The following is an 18,430-nucleotide window of genomic DNA, read 5'->3' on the forward strand; positions in this document are numbered from 1 at the left end:
GGATTCCGCGTAGAAAGCGAGTGGATGTTGTGGCAGGACAACAACATCCGCGACAGCAAAGTTTCCGGAAGGTTCAAAAAATTTATCGAATGGTTTTCCGCTCTGTGGCAGAATGGTTTTCAGAGGTCCGATCTGCATGGCGAGATTGCCGCTCTCCTCCGTTATGACTCACGTCTGGAACGGGCCGGGGCAGTGATATACTCCGCGCGGTCAAAGGACTTGTCTTCGTGATCAGGCTCGCAGGAAAGCTGCGGTAATCTCACAATCGAGAGGAGAAATATGAATAAGTTTTCGAAGATCGCCCTCGTCGCGGCGACCGCGCTGACCACAGCGTCGGCATTTGCACAATCGGTTCCGGCATCGCGTCAAGCAACGAACGATAACTGGGTCAACGGCTCGGGCGACTACGTGTGGATGAACGGCACGAACGAACTGTGCTGGCGCGACGCGTTCTGGACGCCGGCAACGGCTAACGCGAAGTGCGATGGCGCACTGGTTGCACAACAACCGGCTCCGGTCGCACCGCCCGCTCCGCCGGCACCGGTGATCTCCAGCCAGAAGGTCACGTACCAGGCTGACGCACTGTTCGACTTCGACAAGGCAGTACTGAAGCCGGCCGGTAAGCAACAACTGGACGACCTGGCATCGAAGCTGCAAGCGCTGAACCTGGAAGTCGTCGTGGCAACGGGCTACACGGACCGTATCGGTTCGGACAAGTACAACGACCGCCTGTCGATGCGCCGTGCGCAAGCAGTGAAGTCGTACCTGGTGACGAAGGGCGTGCCGGCTAACCGTATCTATACGGAAGGCAAGGGCAAGCGTAACCCGGTCGTGACGAATTGCAACCAGAAGAACCGCAAGGCGCTGATCAGCTGCCTGGCTCCGAACCGCCGCGTGGAAGTGGAAGTGGTTGGTACGCAGCAAGTCCAAACGCCGGCGCAGTAATGTCGCCGATGCGATCGGCCGGGAGACATTCCCCCGGTCGGTCGCATGATGGACGTGGACCCAAAGCCCCGCCTAGGCGGGGCTTTGCCGTTTCTGCACGCTGCGCCGGCCCCGCTGGCATCAATGGGCGACGGATGCGGTGGCGGCTTTCGAACGATATACTTGGCGACATTCAGTACGCTTCGCACACCATGAACGCAGATCCGCAGGAATTGCAGAAATTCAGTGACCTCGCCTCTCGCTGGTGGGACCCCAATGCCGAGTTCCGGCCGCTGCACGAGCTCAATCCCGTTCGTTTGGGGTGGATCGATTCTCTGGCCCAGTTGGCCGGCAAGCGCGTACTCGACATCGGCTGCGGTGGCGGGATTCTGTCGGAATCAATGGCCAAGCTGGGCGCATCGGTGAAGGGCATCGACTTGTCGCATGAAGCGCTGGGCGTGGCCGACCTGCATACGCTCGAAAGCGGTGTACCTGTCGAATACGAGGAAATCGCCGCCGAAGATCTCGCGGCGCGGGAACCCGGCACATACGACGTCGTGACGTGCATGGAAATGCTGGAGCATGTTCCCGACCCCGCGGCCATCGTCCGCGCCTGCGCGACGCTGGTCAAACCGGGGGGCTGGGTTTTCTTCTCCACGCTCAACCGAAACGTGAAGGCCTATCTGTTCGCGGTGATCGGTGCCGAGTACATTGCTCGTCTGTTGCCGCGCGGCACGCATGACTACGAGCGCTTTATCAAACCGTCGGAACTGGCCGCGTTCGCACGCACCGCCGGACTGCACGCGCACGGTTTCAAAGGCCTGACCTATAGGCCATTCAGCCAGCGTTTCGGGCTGTCCGATGACACCAGCATCAACTATATGCTTGCCTGCCGTCGGCCAACGTGATTCCGAACGCCGTGCGTCTTGCGTGGACTGCACGGCTGCGGTATGTCCTCGTGACGCCTCGCGTCGCGGACACCTTCCCCCTTGTGCGCTCGCCCCACGATGAATGACGCCCCCTCAGACGATATCGGCCTCCCTTTGCCCACGAACACGCCAATCGATACCCACGCGCTGACAGCGATCGATGCGGTTCTATTTGATCTGGACGGTACATTGGCGGATACGGCGCCGGATCTCGCCGCCGCCGCCAATGCGATGCGCCGCGATCGTGGCCTACCGTTGCTGCCGCTGGACCCGTTACGCCGTGTCGCATCGTCCGGTGCACGGGGCCTGTTGGGTGTCGCATTCGGCATCGGACCGGACCACGACGACTTCCCGGCCATGCGCGATGAGTTTCTCGCCAACTACGCACGCGACCTGTGCGTGGAGACCACGCTGTTTCCCGGTATTGCTGAACTGCTGGCAACGCTCGACACGCGTGGCATCCGCTGGGGCATTGTCACAAACAAGGTCGAACGGTTGACCATTCCTCTGGTGGCGCAACTGCCGTTGCATCCGACAAACGATTGCCTTGTGTGCGGAGACACCACCGCGCATCCGAAACCCCATCCCGCGCCGTTGTTGCACGCCGCAACCTTGCTCGACGTGTCGCCTGCGCGCATTGTCTATGTGGGCGACGATCTTCGTGACATCCAGGCCGGACGGGCGGCGGGCATGGCGACGGTTGCCGCAGCGTATGGCTATTGCGGCGATGCGTTGCCGGCCGCCGAATGGGGTGCGGACCGGTTGATCAACACCCCCGATGCGTTGTTGCCGTTGCTGGAACGCGCACGAGGCTGACACTTGCCCGTGCGCACGGCGAGGGGATGTGCATTGGGGCAGCCGACCATGCTACACTGCGCGCATAGTCGTACAAAGACCGCCACGTTGGGGCGCTCCGGACGGGGGTTCGATTCCCCCCGGCTCCACCAGATGCCGATGCCGAAAGACGAGGCGTCGTTATCTGATGGGGTCGACCTGGTTTCGACGGGGTGAGGATACCGAAGCGGACGGCTCGAAAGGTGACGCACGTTAAGCGCACAATCTTGTAAATGCAAACGATCGCAATTACGCTGTAGCGGCCTAATATCCGCTTACGGAGCCTTCCCGGCTTGGCAACAGAAGAGGGACGCGGCCCCTTCGGGGGCCGTTGTTGTTTGTACGTGCGATTTCGTATGATCAACCTTACGCACCATCAGACCGTCTTGAGCGTGATCCCGGAGCGTGAGAACAAAACGGCCGCCATCACGCTTCTGAGCTCCCGATCCTCTATCCCGATTTCCGATGTCCGACGCTCTCCTGGCTGCCGCTCTCGACGCACATCGGCGCGGGCAGTGTGATCTCGCCGCCGAGCATTATGACGCGCTGAGCACGAATTCGACCTTGCCCACACGGTTACGTGCCGACGCCTTTTACTGCCGTGGCGTACTGGCCTTGCAGCAAGCCGCCCCCGCGACGATGCACCGCGAACGGGATCGCGCGCCGTCCACCAAGCCGATCGATCTGCTCAATATCGCCTTGCGTGCATTCGATGCCGCGCTTGCATTGCACCCGGCCCATCCTGCCGCACACCTGAATCGTGGCCATGTGTATCGGCAACAGGCCAACCGCGATGCGGCATGCTCCGCCTACACCACGGCGATTGCCTTGTGCGGTATTCCCCTGAGCGGATTGAAAATAGCCAACCCGGCATGGAACAACGACGCGGCAAGGCATCACAAGACACGCGAGTCGGATGCGCCGAGTGCGAGCACGGCGCCAGATGCGACGACATCGGCGATCAATGCGGCCCCGCCCTTGCCTTCGGATGCCGACACACCCAGGAGTGCCGCACCGGATCGCAACGTTGCCGCTGCGGCCTTATCGGCACTGGGTTCATTGCAGATGGAGGACGCCGGCGAGGGTGTCGCCGACCGTTTCGGTACATTGCTCCATGCCTTATCGTGTTTCGATATGGCCTTGCAATGCACTACCGCCGCTGCGGCCACGCATGACCAGCGCGGTCTCGTGCTGGCTGCGCTGGGTCGATATGCGGATGCCGAAACCGCGCATCGCAATGCGCTGGCAAGACAGCCCGGACATCCCGGTTTCATCAATAACATCGGCGTCGCGTTGAAAGCGCAGGGACAACTCGATGCGGCCGCGGCGGCATTCCGCGATGCGCTGCGCATCACGCCGGCCTTCGTCCCCGCCCTGATCAACCTCGGCCAGACGGTTGCGCTGCAAGGTGAATATGATCAGGCGACGGCACCGCTGCTGCGGGCCGCGCAACTTGCGCCGGACCTGGACCTGGTGCACTGCGAGCTAGCCCAGGCCTTCCTGGCCCAGGGTGTGCATGACGCGGCGCTGCATCACGCGGAACGGGCTGTCGCCGTCGCGCCCCATGGTCCCATCGGATGGCAGAACCTCGGCGCGGCACGCTTTGAAAACGGCGATTCCACCGGCGCGGCGAAAGCATTCGATCGTGTCATTGCCTTGACGCCCCTTCCCGCACGCGTCGCGGCGGCGGTATCGCTACAGGGCCAGGCATCGGCCGATCTGCAACGCGCCGTGGCATACCACGATGGCACGGATCCGGCGGTCGCCCTTGCGCCCGTCTATGCACTTGCCCGATTCAGCCGCGCCTGTCTGTTGCTCAGCGACGGCGGCAGTCCGGCAGGGTGGCGGCACTTCGAGGCGCGATTGGCATTGCGTGCCGGCGATCGTCGCGTCGCCGCGCCGATGGGGGCGGATGGTCGGCCGCTACCGCGCTGGCTGGGTGAGCCCGTCAGCCAGCATCGAATGCCGGTACCGGCCCGTCGCGGGGCAAAGGGCACCGGACAAGTAAGCGACGCCCACTCGGCCACGCAGCCTCAGCCATCCGATCCGGACACGGAAGCGTGCTACATGCGTTTGCCCGGCAGGACGTTATTGGTGCTCGCCGAGCAGGGTTATGGCGACACCATGCAGTTCCTGCGCTTCATTGGTTGCCTGACCGCGCGCGGGGCGAATGTCGTACTGGCCTTGCAGCCGGCGCTGCGCCCCTTGCTCGCCCACAACGGGGCGGCCATCGATTCGATGCGTACCCGACGCCTGACCGTCATCACCCGAGATGTCGACACGCCGCCACCAAACGTGGACGCGTATTGCCATATCGGCAGCATCCCGGCATGCCTCCGGCTCGGCCGCTTGCCCCGCCCGGGCGATGCGGGCACGTGGACCACGCCCTATCTGTTCGCCGAGCGTGCCGCCCCCCAGGTCGACACCGCTACGCACGCCGCGTTGCCCGGTCGCGAGGCGGACACCGGGCCGTCGCGGGGGGCGCTGGCAAAGACCGTCCTGCTACGCGGGACAAAAGCAGGAGCGATGCAAACGGCACTCGTCCCCGCCCAACCGCGAAAAATCGGGTTCGCCTGGTCGGGACGTCGACCGAACAGCGCCGCTTCGCCGTCACGCGATGACGAGGACAATGCCCCGGTACGCTTCGACAAGCGCGCCATTCCGCTCGATGAGCTGGCACCGCTGTTATACCAGGCCAATACGGAATGGCATCCGCTGCAAACCGATATTCGTGATGATGAGTACGCCTTGCTCGACGCGTTATCCGCGCATGCACGGATTATCGTGCCGGAGCGGCCGGCCGAGGATTTCGCGATCACCGCGCAACGCATTGCCGCGCTGGACCACGTCGTCACGATCGATACCTCGATCGCGCATCTGGCCGGTGCGATGGGCAAGCCCACGACCTTATTGCTGTCATGTGTCGCGGATTGGCGGTGGTGCGGGAGCCGCACCCAGGAAAACAGGAGCGGTAGCGACGCCGGCACGACCGGCATCCCGGACACCAGCCTGTGGTATCCCTCGATCCGTATCGTCCGTCAGCCACGCAATGGCGATTGGCACACCGTTATCGAGCATGTCGCGGCACTGTTGGAACAGGACCGCCCTGAGGTATTGCGGGCATCATGAAAGCGAAATGGGCGGTGCGTCCGTCGAAGAATCGCACCGCCCGGGTGATCAAGCCAGCATCAGGCCAGCTTGTAACGTTCGCGTGCCTGCCGTTCACGGAACAGCACGAACGTGGCAACCAGACCGCAGATCGCCGCAAACGACATCCAGATTCCCGGTGCCGCACGGTTGCCGGTGTAGTGGATCAACCAGGTCGAGATGGCTGGCGTGAAGCCGCCAAACAGTGCGGTGGCCAGGCTATAGGCAAGCGAGAAACCCGCCGTCCGCACTTCCACCGGCATGACTTCAGTCAATGCGACCACCATCGCGCCGTTATAACTGGCGTAGATGAACGAGAGCCACAGTTCCACGCCGAGCAAGCGTGCGAAAGACGGTGCCTGCACCAGGTAGTTCATCGCGGGATAGGCGGTGAGCAACGCCAGCACCGTAAAGGTGACAAGTATCGGCATCCGTCCGATGCGATCCGATAACGCGCCCATTAGCGGCAACCAGATCAGGTTCGATATGCCGACGCAGACGGTCACCACGAGCACGTCGACTTGCGAGAGGTGCAATTCGTTACGACCAAACGTCGGCGTATAGGCGGTGATCAGATAGAACGACACTGTCGTCATCACCACCATCATCATGCCGGCGATGACGATTTTCCAATTCACGATCATCGATCGGTAGATTTCCGATACCGACGGACGGTTGTGTCGCTTTTGGAACTCCTCGGTCTCCTGCAACGAGCGTCGAATCACGAAGATGAAAGGCACGATCAGGCAGCCGATAATGAACGGAATGCGCCAGCCCCAGCTGGTCATCTGTTCGACCGGCAATATCGCATGCAGGATCACGCCGAGTAATGCGGCGAAGATCACGGCAACCTGCTGGCTGCCGGACTGCCATGAGCAGAAGAAACCGCGGCTTCGGGGACCCGCCATTTCGGCGAGGTAGACTGAAACGCCCCCCAGCTCAACACCTGCCGAAAACCCTTGCAGCAACCGCCCCACCAGCACCAGGCACGGAGCGAGCACGCCGATGGTTGCATAGCTGGGAACCGCAGCCACCAGCAAGGTGCCGGCCGCCATCAACATCAATGTGACGAGCAAGCCCTTGCGACGACCGTGATGGTCGATATACGCCCCAAGGAAAATTGCACCCAGCGGCCGCATCAAGAAACCCACGCCGAAAACCGACAACGACAACATCAACGACGCAAAGGCATTCTGGTTCGGGAAATAGGCCGCTGCAATCGCGTTGGCGTAATACCCATACACCATGAAGTCGTACATCTCGAGAAAGTTGCCGCTGGTGACGCGGAACACCGTGCGCGCCTTACTTTCGGCCTTGACGCCCGCCGTCCCTGACGGATGCGTTTCTGGTGATTGATTCATGGTCTACCTGTTATGGGGAAGCAATCCAGACCGCGCGCCACGATGGTGCGCGCGACCCCTACCTGTCGGGACCGTCACGAACAACCGGTCGCCGTGGTCGTCCGACGTCCGCGAATTAGTTAACTAGTCAACGACTGCGTAATGATAAGGCACGCCGCGTCGTTTTGCCGCATTTTGATAAAGGAGGTGCTTTACAAGGTATGAAGATGAGACGCCCGCACCCGCGAATGCGGGCACGGGAAAGTCAGAACCGAGTTTCGCGGGCGGCGCGGAGAAAGTGGTCCAGCAGAGGCGAGCAATCGAGCAACGCGTCGCTGTGCGGACGATGAAACTCGGGATGCCACTGGACGCCGACCACAAACGGTGCCTTTTGGTAGCGGATTGCCTCGACAATGCCGTCGTCGGCGGACACTGCCTCGACGACCAGGTCGCGGCCCAGGCGATCAACCGCCTGATGATGGATCGAATTGACCCGGGCCTCGCCTCGACCACCAAACATGCCGGAAAAGGACGCCCCTTCGGCAAAACGGATCGCATGCGTGAGCCGGTCATACTCGTCGTTGACGTGCGGCAAGGCCGTAGGTACGTCGGTGGCGATGTCTTGGTAAAGCGTGCCCCCGAAGGCGACATTGATCAGTTGGCAGCCGCGGCAGACACCAAGCACCGGCTTGCCGGACTCGATGAACTCATGCAGCAATTCAAGTTCATACATGTCGCGCACCCGGTCGCCGGGCCATTCCGGCCGCGTGGTCGGTTCGGCGAACGATTGCGGCGATACATCGGCACCACCCTGCAATACCAACGCGTCCAAGTGCTTCGCATAATCACGCAAGCGAATATTGCTGGCGTGCAGCATGCCTTGCTTGCCTACCGTAGGCACCATGAACACGAGTACGTCACGCGACATCACCCAGTGCGAGATCGATTCTTCCAGGTATTGCAGCGTTTTGCCGCGAAGCCCCTTGCCGTCAGGCTCCGGATGAAAAATCCGGGCGGACACGCCAATGCGTAGTGTCCGCTGCGCCACACGGTGGCCAGCACGATCGGCCCATGCACGCACCCGCGCCGCAATCACGCGCCCCAGGACCGACCAAGGCGGCTCCGAATGCTTCGTATTGTATTGCGGCATGTCACGCGGCGGCCGCTGCTCCTGGCCGGCGTCGCGCGCGGCGTGCGCTTCAGCCGCCGTGGATTCCGAGGCGGCGACAAAATCCGCGCGCGTGTCTGGCCCAGGCTGCGTCGCCGGCGCGGGCGAAGCACCCTGGATCACCGTTCCAGCCGACGATGATGATGCATGAAGGCCGCTCAGGTCTGGGGCCCCGGATGCCTGTGCCGGGGGGGCATCCATGGTGGGCGGCGCGGTCGCATGGGGCGCAGCCATGCCCGATGGGGCATCGGTAGCGGCTGCGTCCGTTGCGGCGCTTGCATCCTGGCCGGGCTTATCGTTCCGGGGATTCGTGTCGTCGTCCCGCGCTTGCGGCATCGTGGGCTTCCTCTGCGTGCTCGTCGCGGTTCTTGTCCAGCGTCTCGCGCAACGCGATCTGCAAATGCGCATGCACGCGGACGAACCAACGCCATGTGATGCCCAGCAGCACTGCCGCCGCCGCGAGCACCACGATCAGTAGATCGCGTGGTGGCAGGATACGACCGCTGAGCGCCACCATCAACAGGAAGATACCGAACATTCCGAAAATCGGTACGCATTCCGCAATCACGCGGCGCAGTCCCCCCGTGAATCGGCCCGCGTGACGGGGCGTCACGCTGACCTCTGCCAGCAGCAACGCCAAGGTCTTCAATTTGCGGTATACGGCCACCAGACAAGGCATAGAGGCAATCAGTGCTGCGCCCCAAAGCGCCGCATGGCGGAACTGTACCGGACCTATCCACCCACCAAGCCAACGGTCGAGCGAGGGCGAAAAATACGAACTCGCGAGAAAAATAGCCGCCACCAACGCCAGGTTCAGCGCGATTTGCAAGATGATGCGCCGAACCATCTGCAGCAAGACCGTCCGACCGCTTCCCGGGCTCAGGTTCTGCAACCATCGCGTGTATGTATTTCCCACCCGGGCAGCACCGCTGGGCATGCGTCGACCGAGGAACGAGGAGAGTGGCACGGCGCCGCGAATCAGATAAGGCGTGAACAGCGTCGTCAGCGCCGACACCGCCACGGCGATCGGGTACAGAAACTCGCTGGTGACATGCAGCGACAATCCGAGCGCGGCGATGATGAAAGAGAATTCACCAATCTGTGCCAGGCTCATTCCCACTTGCATCGAGGTCCGTCCATCGTTCCCGGTGACAAACGCCCCCAGGCCGCATCCGATGACCTTGCCCGCCACCACTGCGACCGTGATCACTGCGATCGCCCAGCCGTGCTGGCTCAGCACCGCCGGGTCCAGCATCAAGCCGATCGTGACGAAGAAGATCGCGCTGAAAAGATCCCGCACGGGCTGAATCAGCGCCTCGATCGCGTGGACCTGCCGCGACTCGGCAATGATCGCGCCAATCAGGAAGGCGCCCAGCGCAATGCTGTAGTCAAGCTTTACCACAATCAGGCAGAAGCCGAAACAGAGTCCCAGCGTCGTGATCAGCAGCACTTCGGTATTACGGAACCGGGCCACGTAATCGAGGAAACGCGGCACGAGCAGGAAACCGACCAGCAGCGAAACGGTCATGAACAGCACCAGCTTGCACAAGGTCACCGCCACTTCGTACGGATCGACGGAGCCACTTCCGGCCACGCCTGACAACAGCGCAATCATTGCAATGGCAAGAATATCCTCGACAATCAAGATGCCGAAGACCAGTTGCGCGAAGCGATCCCGCTTCAATTTCAGTTCGTCGAGCGCCTTGACGATGATCGTCGTCGATGAAATGGCCAACATTGCACCAAGGAACAGCGAATCCATCGCGCTCCAGCCAAAATATTGGCCGATCCCATAGCCGAGCCACAGCATCAGTGCAATTTCCGCGACGGCGGCCACCACGGCGGTCATGCCAACGCGAAACAGCTTCTTCATGCTGAATTCGAGACCCAGCGAGAACAGTAGAAAGACCACGCCGAGTTCGGCCAGTGTGGAAATCGTCTGCTCGTTGCTGATCAGCTTGAACGGCGGCGTGTGCGGTCCGATGATGACCCCGGCGAGGATGTAGCCGAGTACCACCGGTTGCCGAATGCGGTGAAACAGCAGCGTGATGATGCCCGCGATCGCCATGATCACGGCCAGATCCTGGATGAATCCCACCTCGTGATGCATGCGGTCCCCCGATGGAATTTGAAAGCTTAATGAAATATTCAACCATGATACAAGGGCATCGGCAAACAATGTATGTTTCGTTACGCTGGCGTCCGCTCGCCGGAATTTGCACCGGGCCCGCGCTGAATTGCCTGCCCGGACGGTACGGTCACGTCACAAATGGACCGGGCGCGCTACAATCCATGCGCAGGGAGCGCGGGGCCAGACCGCGAACGCACGGCACGCCGATGCGTGCGTCGGCACCTTCGCGACGGATCTCGTATGTGCCCCGGTTTTAATTCCCTGACCGATCCCAGCCATGCAGCGCGGCGTCACCTAACTCATAACCCATGATCTCGAACAGTTTTTCCGTCCAGGCTTCCCCAGTCGAACGCCGCTTGCTGATCCTGCTAGGCGTCATCTCGCTGGCCCTCGTGGGAGGGGCGCTCTACCTGCAGTACTTTCGCGGCGAGGACCCCTGCCCGCTGTGTATCCTGCAGCGCTATGCCTATCTGTTCATGGCCTTGTTCGCCTTCATCGCCGCGGCGGGGCGCCCGCGCGGTGCCGTGCGCACATTATTCATGTGGCTGACGTTAATTGCCGCGGTCGGCGGCATCGCCGCCGCGGCAAAGCACGTCTATGTGCTGTCCTCGTTGCAGAGTTGCGGCTTCGACGCCCTGCAACCGATCGTCGACAGCTTGCCGCCCGCAACCTGGCTGCCCGGCGTCTTCAAAACCCAAGGACTGTGCGAGACGCCGTACCCTCCTCTGCTCGGCCTGTCGCTGCCGGCATGGGCCTTGATCGGTTTCGCGTTGGCGTTTTTCGGCGTTGCGGGTACATTGCGTCGGCAACGCGCGCGTTTGCGCTGATAGGAGGTAACGGCGGATGCATGGTGCGCGCACTTGGCTGACCGACCTGCAGCAGGTCCTGACCCACGGCGATCCGGCCGTCCTGGTCACCGTGGCCCGCGCGGAAGGCGTCACCCCGCGCGGGCCCGGTGCACGGATGATAATCGTACGTGATCGCACCTTCGACACGATCGGCGGCGGAGCACTCGAACGCCACGCCATCGACACCGCGCGCCAGATGCTGCGCGACAGTACCGCCGCCGTCACGCGTCACCTTGAACGCATCGATATCGGCATCGGCACCATCGCGACGGTGCGTTGGCATGATGACCCGCGGACGGAACAGTCCACCACCACCGAAACGGCCCGCCACGATGGTGCCGTAACCCTCGCCTACGAGCGCCTGACGATTGCGGATCTCGGCTGGGTGTCCGTGCTGGCCAAACGGCTGCCTGCCGGGCTCGCAACGGTGCGCACGGTCAGCTTCGCCGACAACAGCCCCGTTGCCCTGTCGGACCCGCCCGACGGCAGTGGCGCACATCCTGATTGCTTGCTGTGGGATGCGGGTCCCTTGCTGACGGAAACGCTCTTGATCGCGCCCTTTCCCGTCGTGCTATTCGGCGCGGGACACGTGGGCGCCGCCATCGTGCGTCTGCTGGCGACATTACCCTGCCAGGCACTCTGGGTCGACGATCGCCCCGCACTGCTGGAAACCCATGCCAGCCAATGCGGCGATCCACCGAATGTGACCACGTTGCCGATTGCCGATCCGGTTGCCGCCGTCGCCCATGCGCCGGCGCAGGCGCATTACCTCGTGGTCACACACAGTGACGCGCTGGACCAGGCGATTGCGGAACATGTCCTGCGGCGCGGCGATGCGGTGTCCCTCGCGGTGATCGGATCGAAAGCCAAGCGGCGCGTACTCGCGCATTGGCTGGCCATGCGCGGCATCGATCCGGGACATATCGCGCGCATGCGCTGCCCGATGGGCCTCGACGGCCTGCGTGGCGATACCCCCGAATACATTGCGATGTCGGCGGTCGCGCAACTGCTGCTGGAACGCGAACAGGTCGTTCCTCCGCCGGCCGCGCAAGCCTGACGTTTTCTTAGGAGTAACGATGGACCCGATCCTGCTAGACACACTGCGTCGTTCGCCGAAGGCGGAGTTGCATATGCATATCGAGGGCTCACTCGAGCCCGAATTGATCTTTCAATTGGCACAGCGGCATGGCATCACGCTGCCCTATCCGTCGATCGACGCATTGCGCGCGGCGTATGCATTCACCGATCTGCAGTCCTTTCTCGATGTGTACTACGCCGGCGCCGGCGTATTGCGCGATGCCGAGGACTTCCATGCCATGACGGCGGCATATCTGTCGCGCGCGCAGGCCGACAACGTGATCCATACCGAGTTGTTCTTCGACCCGCAGACCCATCTCGAACGCGGTGTCCCGATGGCGGCGATGCTCGAAGGCATGGAGGCCGCGCTCGCCGAAGCCGAACGCACACAGGGCATCTCAAGCCGATTGATCTTGTGCTTTCTACGCCATTTGTCCGAGGAGTCGGCGCTCGAGACGCTGGCGCAGGCATTGCCGCTTCTGGACCGCTATCGACACCGGCTGGTGGGGGTCGGCCTGGATTCGTCCGAGCGCGGCAATCCACCGTCCAAATTCGAGCGCGTCTTCGCCGCCGCCCGTCAGGCAGGCCTGCGCGCCGTTGCACATGCGGGGGAGGAAGGCCCGGCCGATTACATCTGGCAGGCGCTGAAGCTGTTGCAGGTCGAGCGTATCGACCATGGTGTCCGCGCGGTGGAGGATGCCGACCTCGTCCGATATCTTGCCGACACACGCATCGCATTGACCGTCTGTCCGTTGTCGAACCTGAAGTTGTGCGTGTTCGACGACCTGAAGCGGCACACACTGAAGACGCTGCTGGACGCCGGCGTTGCCGTGACGGTCAATTCCGACGATCCGGCATACTTCGGTGGCTACGTTAATGCCAACTACATTGCCATCGCCGAGGCATTGCAGTTAAACCATACCGAATTGCATCGCATTGTCGCCAATGCATTCGAGGCGGCATTTATCGACGAAGACGCGCGCCGAACCATGCTGGGCACGGTCGATAGGCACTGGCGGCAATAGGCCGCCACGGATGACGGCGGAACGGCGTTCAGGCCCGGCGGCAAGGCGTTCGTTACAGTCCGGCGTTCGTGGCCGGATTGCGGCGATCCGCGGGCAGCTTCACAGTGCGCACCGTGCCATTTGGCATCGGGAAGTCGAACAGTGCGCTGCGTACCAGATACGGCATCACGATCGGCAACGGCGTGGGGTCCCCGACATGTTGCGCGGTGACCTTATAGACTTCCTTTCCATCAGGCAAGCTATTGATCCGGATCGTCAGTTGCGATAAGCCGGCCGCATAAGGCAGGTTGACGATCGTCGGCGGCGCGCCCCAGTAAGGTCCCGGCCCCCAGCCACGGCGGCCGCGCCAGATGGGGTCATACCCGAATGGACCGCCGGGATAAATCGCCTGCGGTGCATAACCCGTCGTTTCGCGCTGGCCGAATGCCAACGTCACCGCGTAATGCGCTTTATCCTTCGGCACCTGCGAGAACCCGTATGTCGACAAGGTCTCGTCGACCAATTTCTCGTAACTGCGCAGCTCCAGGTCGTCCTCGCGCGCCGCATCCCCCTGGAACGTATAGGTGCGCTGCGCATCACTGCCGTGCCAGTCCTGAAAGGCCGTGACATTGCTGGTCACGTAGCTGGCGCAGCCACCTAGCAATGCGACCGCGGTCGCCAGCCCCGCGGTCGCCACGCGTCGCCACACCGGGCGGCCATCATGACCGCCCCCTCGCACCGCCTCGTTCATCGCCGCCGTCGCCATTGCACGGTCCAGCCTGCCTTTTGCGCGCGACACCCGATGCCTCACGCCAATTCGGCCTTTGCTATTCTCCATCCCATCCATTTGCACCCACCCTTCCACGTCCGACGGACCGCACAACGTGCAATCCTACGCTTTATTATCGCTGTAAATCCCTCGTGCGCCTATGTAATGGCGATGGAAGTGCGGTCGATTTTGTACAATGAACGGAACAGCTGCATCGTCGCTCAGGCAACCATTTACATGGATGCCATGCGGGTGTTGCCGCATTGGCGGCGATACCATTCCTGCCCTCGGATTTTATCCTCGGATTCGCCATGACCGATATCTCTCCCGCAGCTTCCGTTCCCACGCACCAACCCGACGCCGGCAACGGCGCGCCTGTCATTCATCGTCGCGACTACGCGCCGCCGGCGTTCCTGATCGACACGGTGGACCTGGAATTCGATCTGGTACCTGACGACACCATCGTGACGAACCGGATGACCTTGCGACGTAATCCCGACGCAAAACCCGGTCAACCATTATCACTGACGGGCGAACAGTTAACGCTGCTTTCCGCCACGATCGACGGACAGGCCGTCACACCGCGCCAAGCGGGGTCCGAACTGATCTTCGACGCATTGCCCGACAGCGCCACACCGTTCACGCTGACGTTGGAAACCCGTTGCGCACCCGCGCGGAACACGTCGCTATCAGGCCTTTACGTGTCCAATGGCAACTTCTTCACGCAATGCGAAGCGGAAGGCTTTCGGCGCATAAGCTATTTCCTGAACAGGCCCGATGTCATGTCGGTCTATACGGTCACGCTCCGGGCCAACAAGACCGCCTACCCGGTGCTGCTGTCGAACGGGAACCTCCTGGAAGCCGGCGACCTCCCCGATGGACGCCATTTCGCACGCTGGGAAGACCCGTTCCGCAAGCCGAGTTATCTGTTTGCATTGGTGGCGGGCAAGCTCGAACGGATCGAGGAAACCATCACCGACGCCACTGGCAAGCCAAAATTGCTGCAAGTCTGGGTGGAGGCAGCGGATCTCGACAAGACGCGGCATGCGATGGACTCGCTGATCCATTCCATCCGCTGGGACGAACACCGCTTCGGCCTAAGCCTGGACCTCGATCGCTTCATGATCGTCGCGGTTGGCGACTTCAATATGGGCGCGATGGAAAACAAGGGCCTGAACATCTTCAATACGAAGTATGTCCTCGCCCGTCCCGAGACCGCGACCGACATCGACTACGCGAACATCGAAGCGGTGGTCGGCCATGAATATTTCCATAACTGGACCGGCAATCGTGTGACCTGCCGCGATTGGTTCCAGTTGAGCCTGAAGGAAGGCTTGACCGTTTTCCGCGACCAGGAATTCTCCGCCGACATGGCGGCCGGCGTGCTGGAAGGCAATGTCGACCCGGTGGCGGCGGCAAGCGCCTATGCCACCAAGCGCATCGAGGACGTACGCGTCCTGCGCCAAACCCAGTTCGCCGAGGACGCCGGTCCGATGGCGCACCCGGTGCGCCCGGAAAGCTATGCGGAAATCAACAACTTCTATACCGTCACGATCTACGAGAAAGGTGCAGAGGTCGTCCGGATGTACCAGACCCTGCTGGGCCGCGACGGTTTCCGCCGCGGCATGGACCTGTACTTCGCGCGACACGATGGCCAGGCGGTCACCTGCGACGATTTCCGCCATGCGATGGCCGACGCCAACGGGCGCGATCTTGCCCAGTTCGAACGGTGGTACAGCCAGGCCGGCACGCCGCTGTTGACCGTACGCGATCACTACGATGCGGGCAAACGCCGCTATTCGCTGACGATCACACAGTCCTATCCGGACAATCCCGCCATAACGACCGCGAAGGACCCGCTGCTGTTGCCGTTCGCGGTCGGCCTGGTCGGTGCCGATGGCAACGATCTGCCGCTGCGCGTACAAGGCGATGCTCCGCGTCATCGTCCGCAGGACGATACCGCCGGGATCACCGAAGTGTTCGAACTGACCGATCGCGAGACCACGCTCCATTTCGACGGGATCGACGCGGCGCCCGTCCCCTCGTTGCTGCGCGGCTTCTCCGCGCCGGTGGTGGTCGACTTCGCCTACTCCGATGCGCAGCTCGCCTATTTGCTGGCCAACGACAGCGATCCGTTCAACCGTTGGGATGCGGGCCAGCGACTGGCCACGCGCGCCCTGTTGACAGCCGCCACAAGCGCCGCGCGAGGCGAGACGCCAACGTACGACTCGGCGGTGGTCGACGCGTTCGGCCGCGTGCTGCGCGACACGGCGCTGGCACCGGCATTCCGTGAGCTGGCGTTGACGTTGCCATCGGAAGCCTATCTGATAGAACAGTTGGATCGCGCCGATCCCCGCGCCGTGCACGTCGCGCGGCAGGCACTGCGTCGCCAACTGGCCAACGCGCTGCACACCGAGTGGCGGGCCACTTATGACGCGAATCGGACGCCCGGCGAATACGACCCGTCGCCGGCGGCGTCAGGCAAGCGCGGGTTGAAGCAACTCGCGTTGGGCTATCTCGCCGAGAGCGATGATCCAAGCGACGCCGCGTCGTTGGCCCGGACGCAGTACGACCAGGCCAACAACATGACCGACCGCTTCGCGGCGCTTTCCACGCTGGTCCGCCTGGGTGGCGATACCGCCCGCACCGCCCTCGAAGATTTTTATCGGCATTTCGAGCGCGAAGCCCTGGTGATCGACAAATGGTTCGCGTTGCAGGCGATGCAACCGGCCCGCGCCGGTGCGCCGGCGACGATCGAGACAGTACGCGCCCTGCTGCGGCATCAGGCATTCAATCTGCGTAATCCGAATCGCGCCCGCTCATTGATCTTCAGCTTCTGCGCCGGCAACTTGTCGGAATTCCATGCACCCGATGGTAGCGGCTATGCGTTTTGGGCGGACCAGGTCATCGACCTGGACGCCCTTAACCCGCAAGTCGCCGCGCGCCTTGCCCGCACGCTGGAACGGTGGCGCAAGTTCACACCGGCGCTGCAGGAACAGATGAAGCTCGCGCTGGAGCGGGTTGCCGCAAAGGCCCGTTCGAAGGATGTGCGAGAGGTGATCGAAAAGGCCCTGGCCAACGGCTGACCGGGCCCCTTGGCGCGGCATGATGACGCGCCAAGGTAGAATCTAGGGAATTGAACCATCGCGGAGTCACGCCATGCAGCAACGTCGCACCACGCTCAGCCAGTATTTGATTGAGCAACAACGAAAGACGCAAAAGTTGCCCGCCGACCTGCGGCTCCTGATCGAAGTAGTGGCCCGGGCCTGCAAGTCAATCGGCTATAACGTCAGCAAGGGCGCCCTGGGTGGCGTGCTTGGTTCAGCCGGCAGCGAAAACGTGCAGGGTGAAGTGCAGAAAAAACTTGACGTCATCTCCAATGAGATCCTGTTGGAAGCGAACGAATGGGGTGGCAATCTCGCCGCGATGGCGTCGGAGGAACTCGAGGAAATCCATCCGATTCCCAGTGAATATCCGAAGGGCCGCTATTTGCTGTTGTTCGATCCGCTAGACGGCTCCTCGAATATCGACGTCAATGTGTCGATCGGGACAATCTTCTCCGTGCTGGAATCAGCGGACGGTGAAAACACGACCACCGGCTCGTTCCTGCAACCGGGCACCCGTCAGGTCGCCGCCGGCTATGCGGTATACGGCCCGCAGACCGTATTGGTGCTTACGACCGGCGACGGCGTCAACGGCTTCACGCTGGATCGCGAACTGGGTTCGTGGGTACTGACCCATCCGTCGATGCGGGTTCCGGTCGATACGCGCGAATATGCGATCAATGCGTCGAATGCACGCCATTGGTATCCTCCCGTCACACGCTATATCGACGAGCTGCAGGCGGGGAGTGCCGGCCCGCGCGGCGAGGATTTCAACATGCGCTGGATCGCATCGATGGTGGCCGACGTCCACCGTGTGCTGACGCGCGGCGGTATCTTCATGTATCCGGCCGACAAGCGCGACCCATCGAAGCCGGGCAAGCTGCGGCTGATGTACGAAGCCAACCCGATGGCTTTCCTGGTCGAGCAAGCAGGCGGCGTGGCCACGGACGGCAAGCGTCGCATCATGGACATCATCCCAAGCAAGCTGCATGAACGTGTTGCCGTATTCCTGGGGTCGAAGCATGAAGTCGAACGGGTGACCCAGTACCACCTCGATAGCTGACGCTGGCGACCAACGGAAGGACCACCTTGGTCTTAAAAAATAGTTCTTGCATAATTGAAAGAGCACGCTATAATTTTGGTTCTTCGCGACTG

13 protein-coding genes and 1 other RNA gene are annotated in these 18,430 nt (G+C 62.2%); 10 read left to right on the top strand and 4 right to left on the bottom strand.

Going from position 1 to position 18,430, the window contains the following annotated elements; translation table 11 throughout:
- The first annotated feature begins 279 nt into the window (after positions 1-279).
- The 5 genes from ompA to SJQ66_RS26185 all read left to right on the top strand — a co-directional run bounded on the left by ompA (position 280) and on the right by SJQ66_RS26185 (position 5,816).
- A complete protein-coding gene (gene ompA, locus SJQ66_RS26165) occupies positions 280-945 on the top strand; it encodes an outer membrane protein OmpA (RefSeq protein ID WP_024901635.1) in 666 nt (221 codons plus the stop codon).
- A gap of 191 nt (positions 946-1,136) precedes the next feature.
- On the top strand, positions 1,137-1,832 hold the full coding sequence (gene ubiG, locus SJQ66_RS26170; protein ID WP_036007044.1) for a bifunctional 2-polyprenyl-6-hydroxyphenol methylase/3-demethylubiquinol 3-O-methyltransferase UbiG: 696 nt from the start codon (positions 1,137-1,139) through the stop codon (positions 1,830-1,832).
- 99 nt (positions 1,833-1,931) lie between these two features.
- On the top strand, positions 1,932-2,669 hold the full coding sequence (locus tag SJQ66_RS26175) for an HAD-IA family hydrolase (RefSeq protein ID WP_024901637.1): 738 nt from the start codon (positions 1,932-1,934) through the stop codon (positions 2,667-2,669).
- A gap of 19 nt (positions 2,670-2,688) precedes the next feature.
- Positions 2,689-3,024: a transfer-messenger RNA gene (gene ssrA / locus SJQ66_RS26180) on the top strand.
- Positions 3,025-3,152: 128 nt separating this feature from the next.
- Positions 3,153-5,816 (top strand): tetratricopeptide repeat protein, encoded by a 2,664-nt coding sequence (locus SJQ66_RS26185; RefSeq protein WP_320534730.1) that lies wholly within the window; start codon positions 3,153-3,155, stop codon positions 5,814-5,816.
- 59 nt (positions 5,817-5,875) lie between these two features.
- Here the strand turns inward: SJQ66_RS26185 and tcuC are convergent, their stop codons facing one another.
- The 3 genes from tcuC to SJQ66_RS26200 all read right to left on the bottom strand — a co-directional run bounded on the left by tcuC (position 5,876) and on the right by SJQ66_RS26200 (position 10,452).
- Positions 5,876-7,195 (bottom strand): MFS transporter, encoded by a 1,320-nt coding sequence (tcuC, locus tag SJQ66_RS26190; protein WP_046154011.1) that lies wholly within the window; start codon positions 7,193-7,195, stop codon positions 5,876-5,878.
- A 244-nt stretch (positions 7,196-7,439) separates the two neighbouring features.
- A complete protein-coding gene (locus SJQ66_RS26195; protein ID WP_096349215.1) occupies positions 7,440-8,678 on the bottom strand; it encodes a gamma-glutamyl-gamma-aminobutyrate hydrolase family protein in 1,239 nt (412 codons plus the stop codon).
- Positions 8,635-10,452 (bottom strand): cation:proton antiporter, encoded by a 1,818-nt coding sequence (locus SJQ66_RS26200; protein WP_024901641.1) that lies wholly within the window; start codon positions 10,450-10,452, stop codon positions 8,635-8,637. Before SJQ66_RS26200 ends, SJQ66_RS26195 begins: the two co-directional genes overlap by 44 nt.
- 329 nt (positions 10,453-10,781) lie before the next feature.
- Between SJQ66_RS26200 and SJQ66_RS26205 the strand changes: the two genes are divergently transcribed.
- Genes SJQ66_RS26205 through SJQ66_RS26215 form a run of 3 tightly spaced genes read left to right on the top strand, consistent with a single transcriptional unit; the run spans position 10,782 to position 13,423 of the window.
- Positions 10,782-11,300, top strand: coding sequence for a disulfide bond formation protein B (locus tag SJQ66_RS26205; protein WP_036007039.1), 519 nt, complete (start codon positions 10,782-10,784; stop codon positions 11,298-11,300).
- Between the two features lie 16 nt (positions 11,301-11,316).
- Entirely contained in the window at positions 11,317-12,378 is a 1,062-nt protein-coding gene (xdhC, locus tag SJQ66_RS26210; protein ID WP_320534731.1) for a xanthine dehydrogenase accessory protein XdhC, read from the top strand.
- A 19-nt stretch (positions 12,379-12,397) separates the two neighbouring features.
- Positions 12,398-13,423, top strand: a complete 1,026-nt coding sequence (locus tag SJQ66_RS26215) for an adenosine deaminase (protein ID WP_320534732.1) — start codon at positions 12,398-12,400, stop codon at positions 13,421-13,423.
- Between the two features lie 52 nt (positions 13,424-13,475).
- Here the strand turns inward: SJQ66_RS26215 and SJQ66_RS26220 are convergent, their stop codons facing one another.
- Entirely contained in the window at positions 13,476-14,240 is a 765-nt protein-coding gene (locus SJQ66_RS26220; protein ID WP_320534733.1) for a DUF4136 domain-containing protein, read from the bottom strand.
- A 242-nt stretch (positions 14,241-14,482) separates the two neighbouring features.
- Here SJQ66_RS26220 and pepN point away from each other — a divergent pair, with 242 nt between their 5' ends.
- Positions 14,483-17,257 (top strand): aminopeptidase N, encoded by a 2,775-nt coding sequence (gene pepN / locus SJQ66_RS26225; protein ID WP_320534734.1) that lies wholly within the window; start codon positions 14,483-14,485, stop codon positions 17,255-17,257.
- Between the two features lie 73 nt (positions 17,258-17,330).
- Positions 17,331-18,338, top strand: coding sequence for a class 1 fructose-bisphosphatase (locus SJQ66_RS26230; protein WP_024901647.1), 1,008 nt, complete (start codon positions 17,331-17,333; stop codon positions 18,336-18,338).
- Positions 18,339-18,430: the final 92 nt, after the last annotated feature.

The organism is Robbsia andropogonis, from assembly GCF_034047095.1.
Classification (GTDB): Bacteria; Pseudomonadota; Gammaproteobacteria; order Burkholderiales; family Burkholderiaceae; genus Robbsia; species Robbsia andropogonis.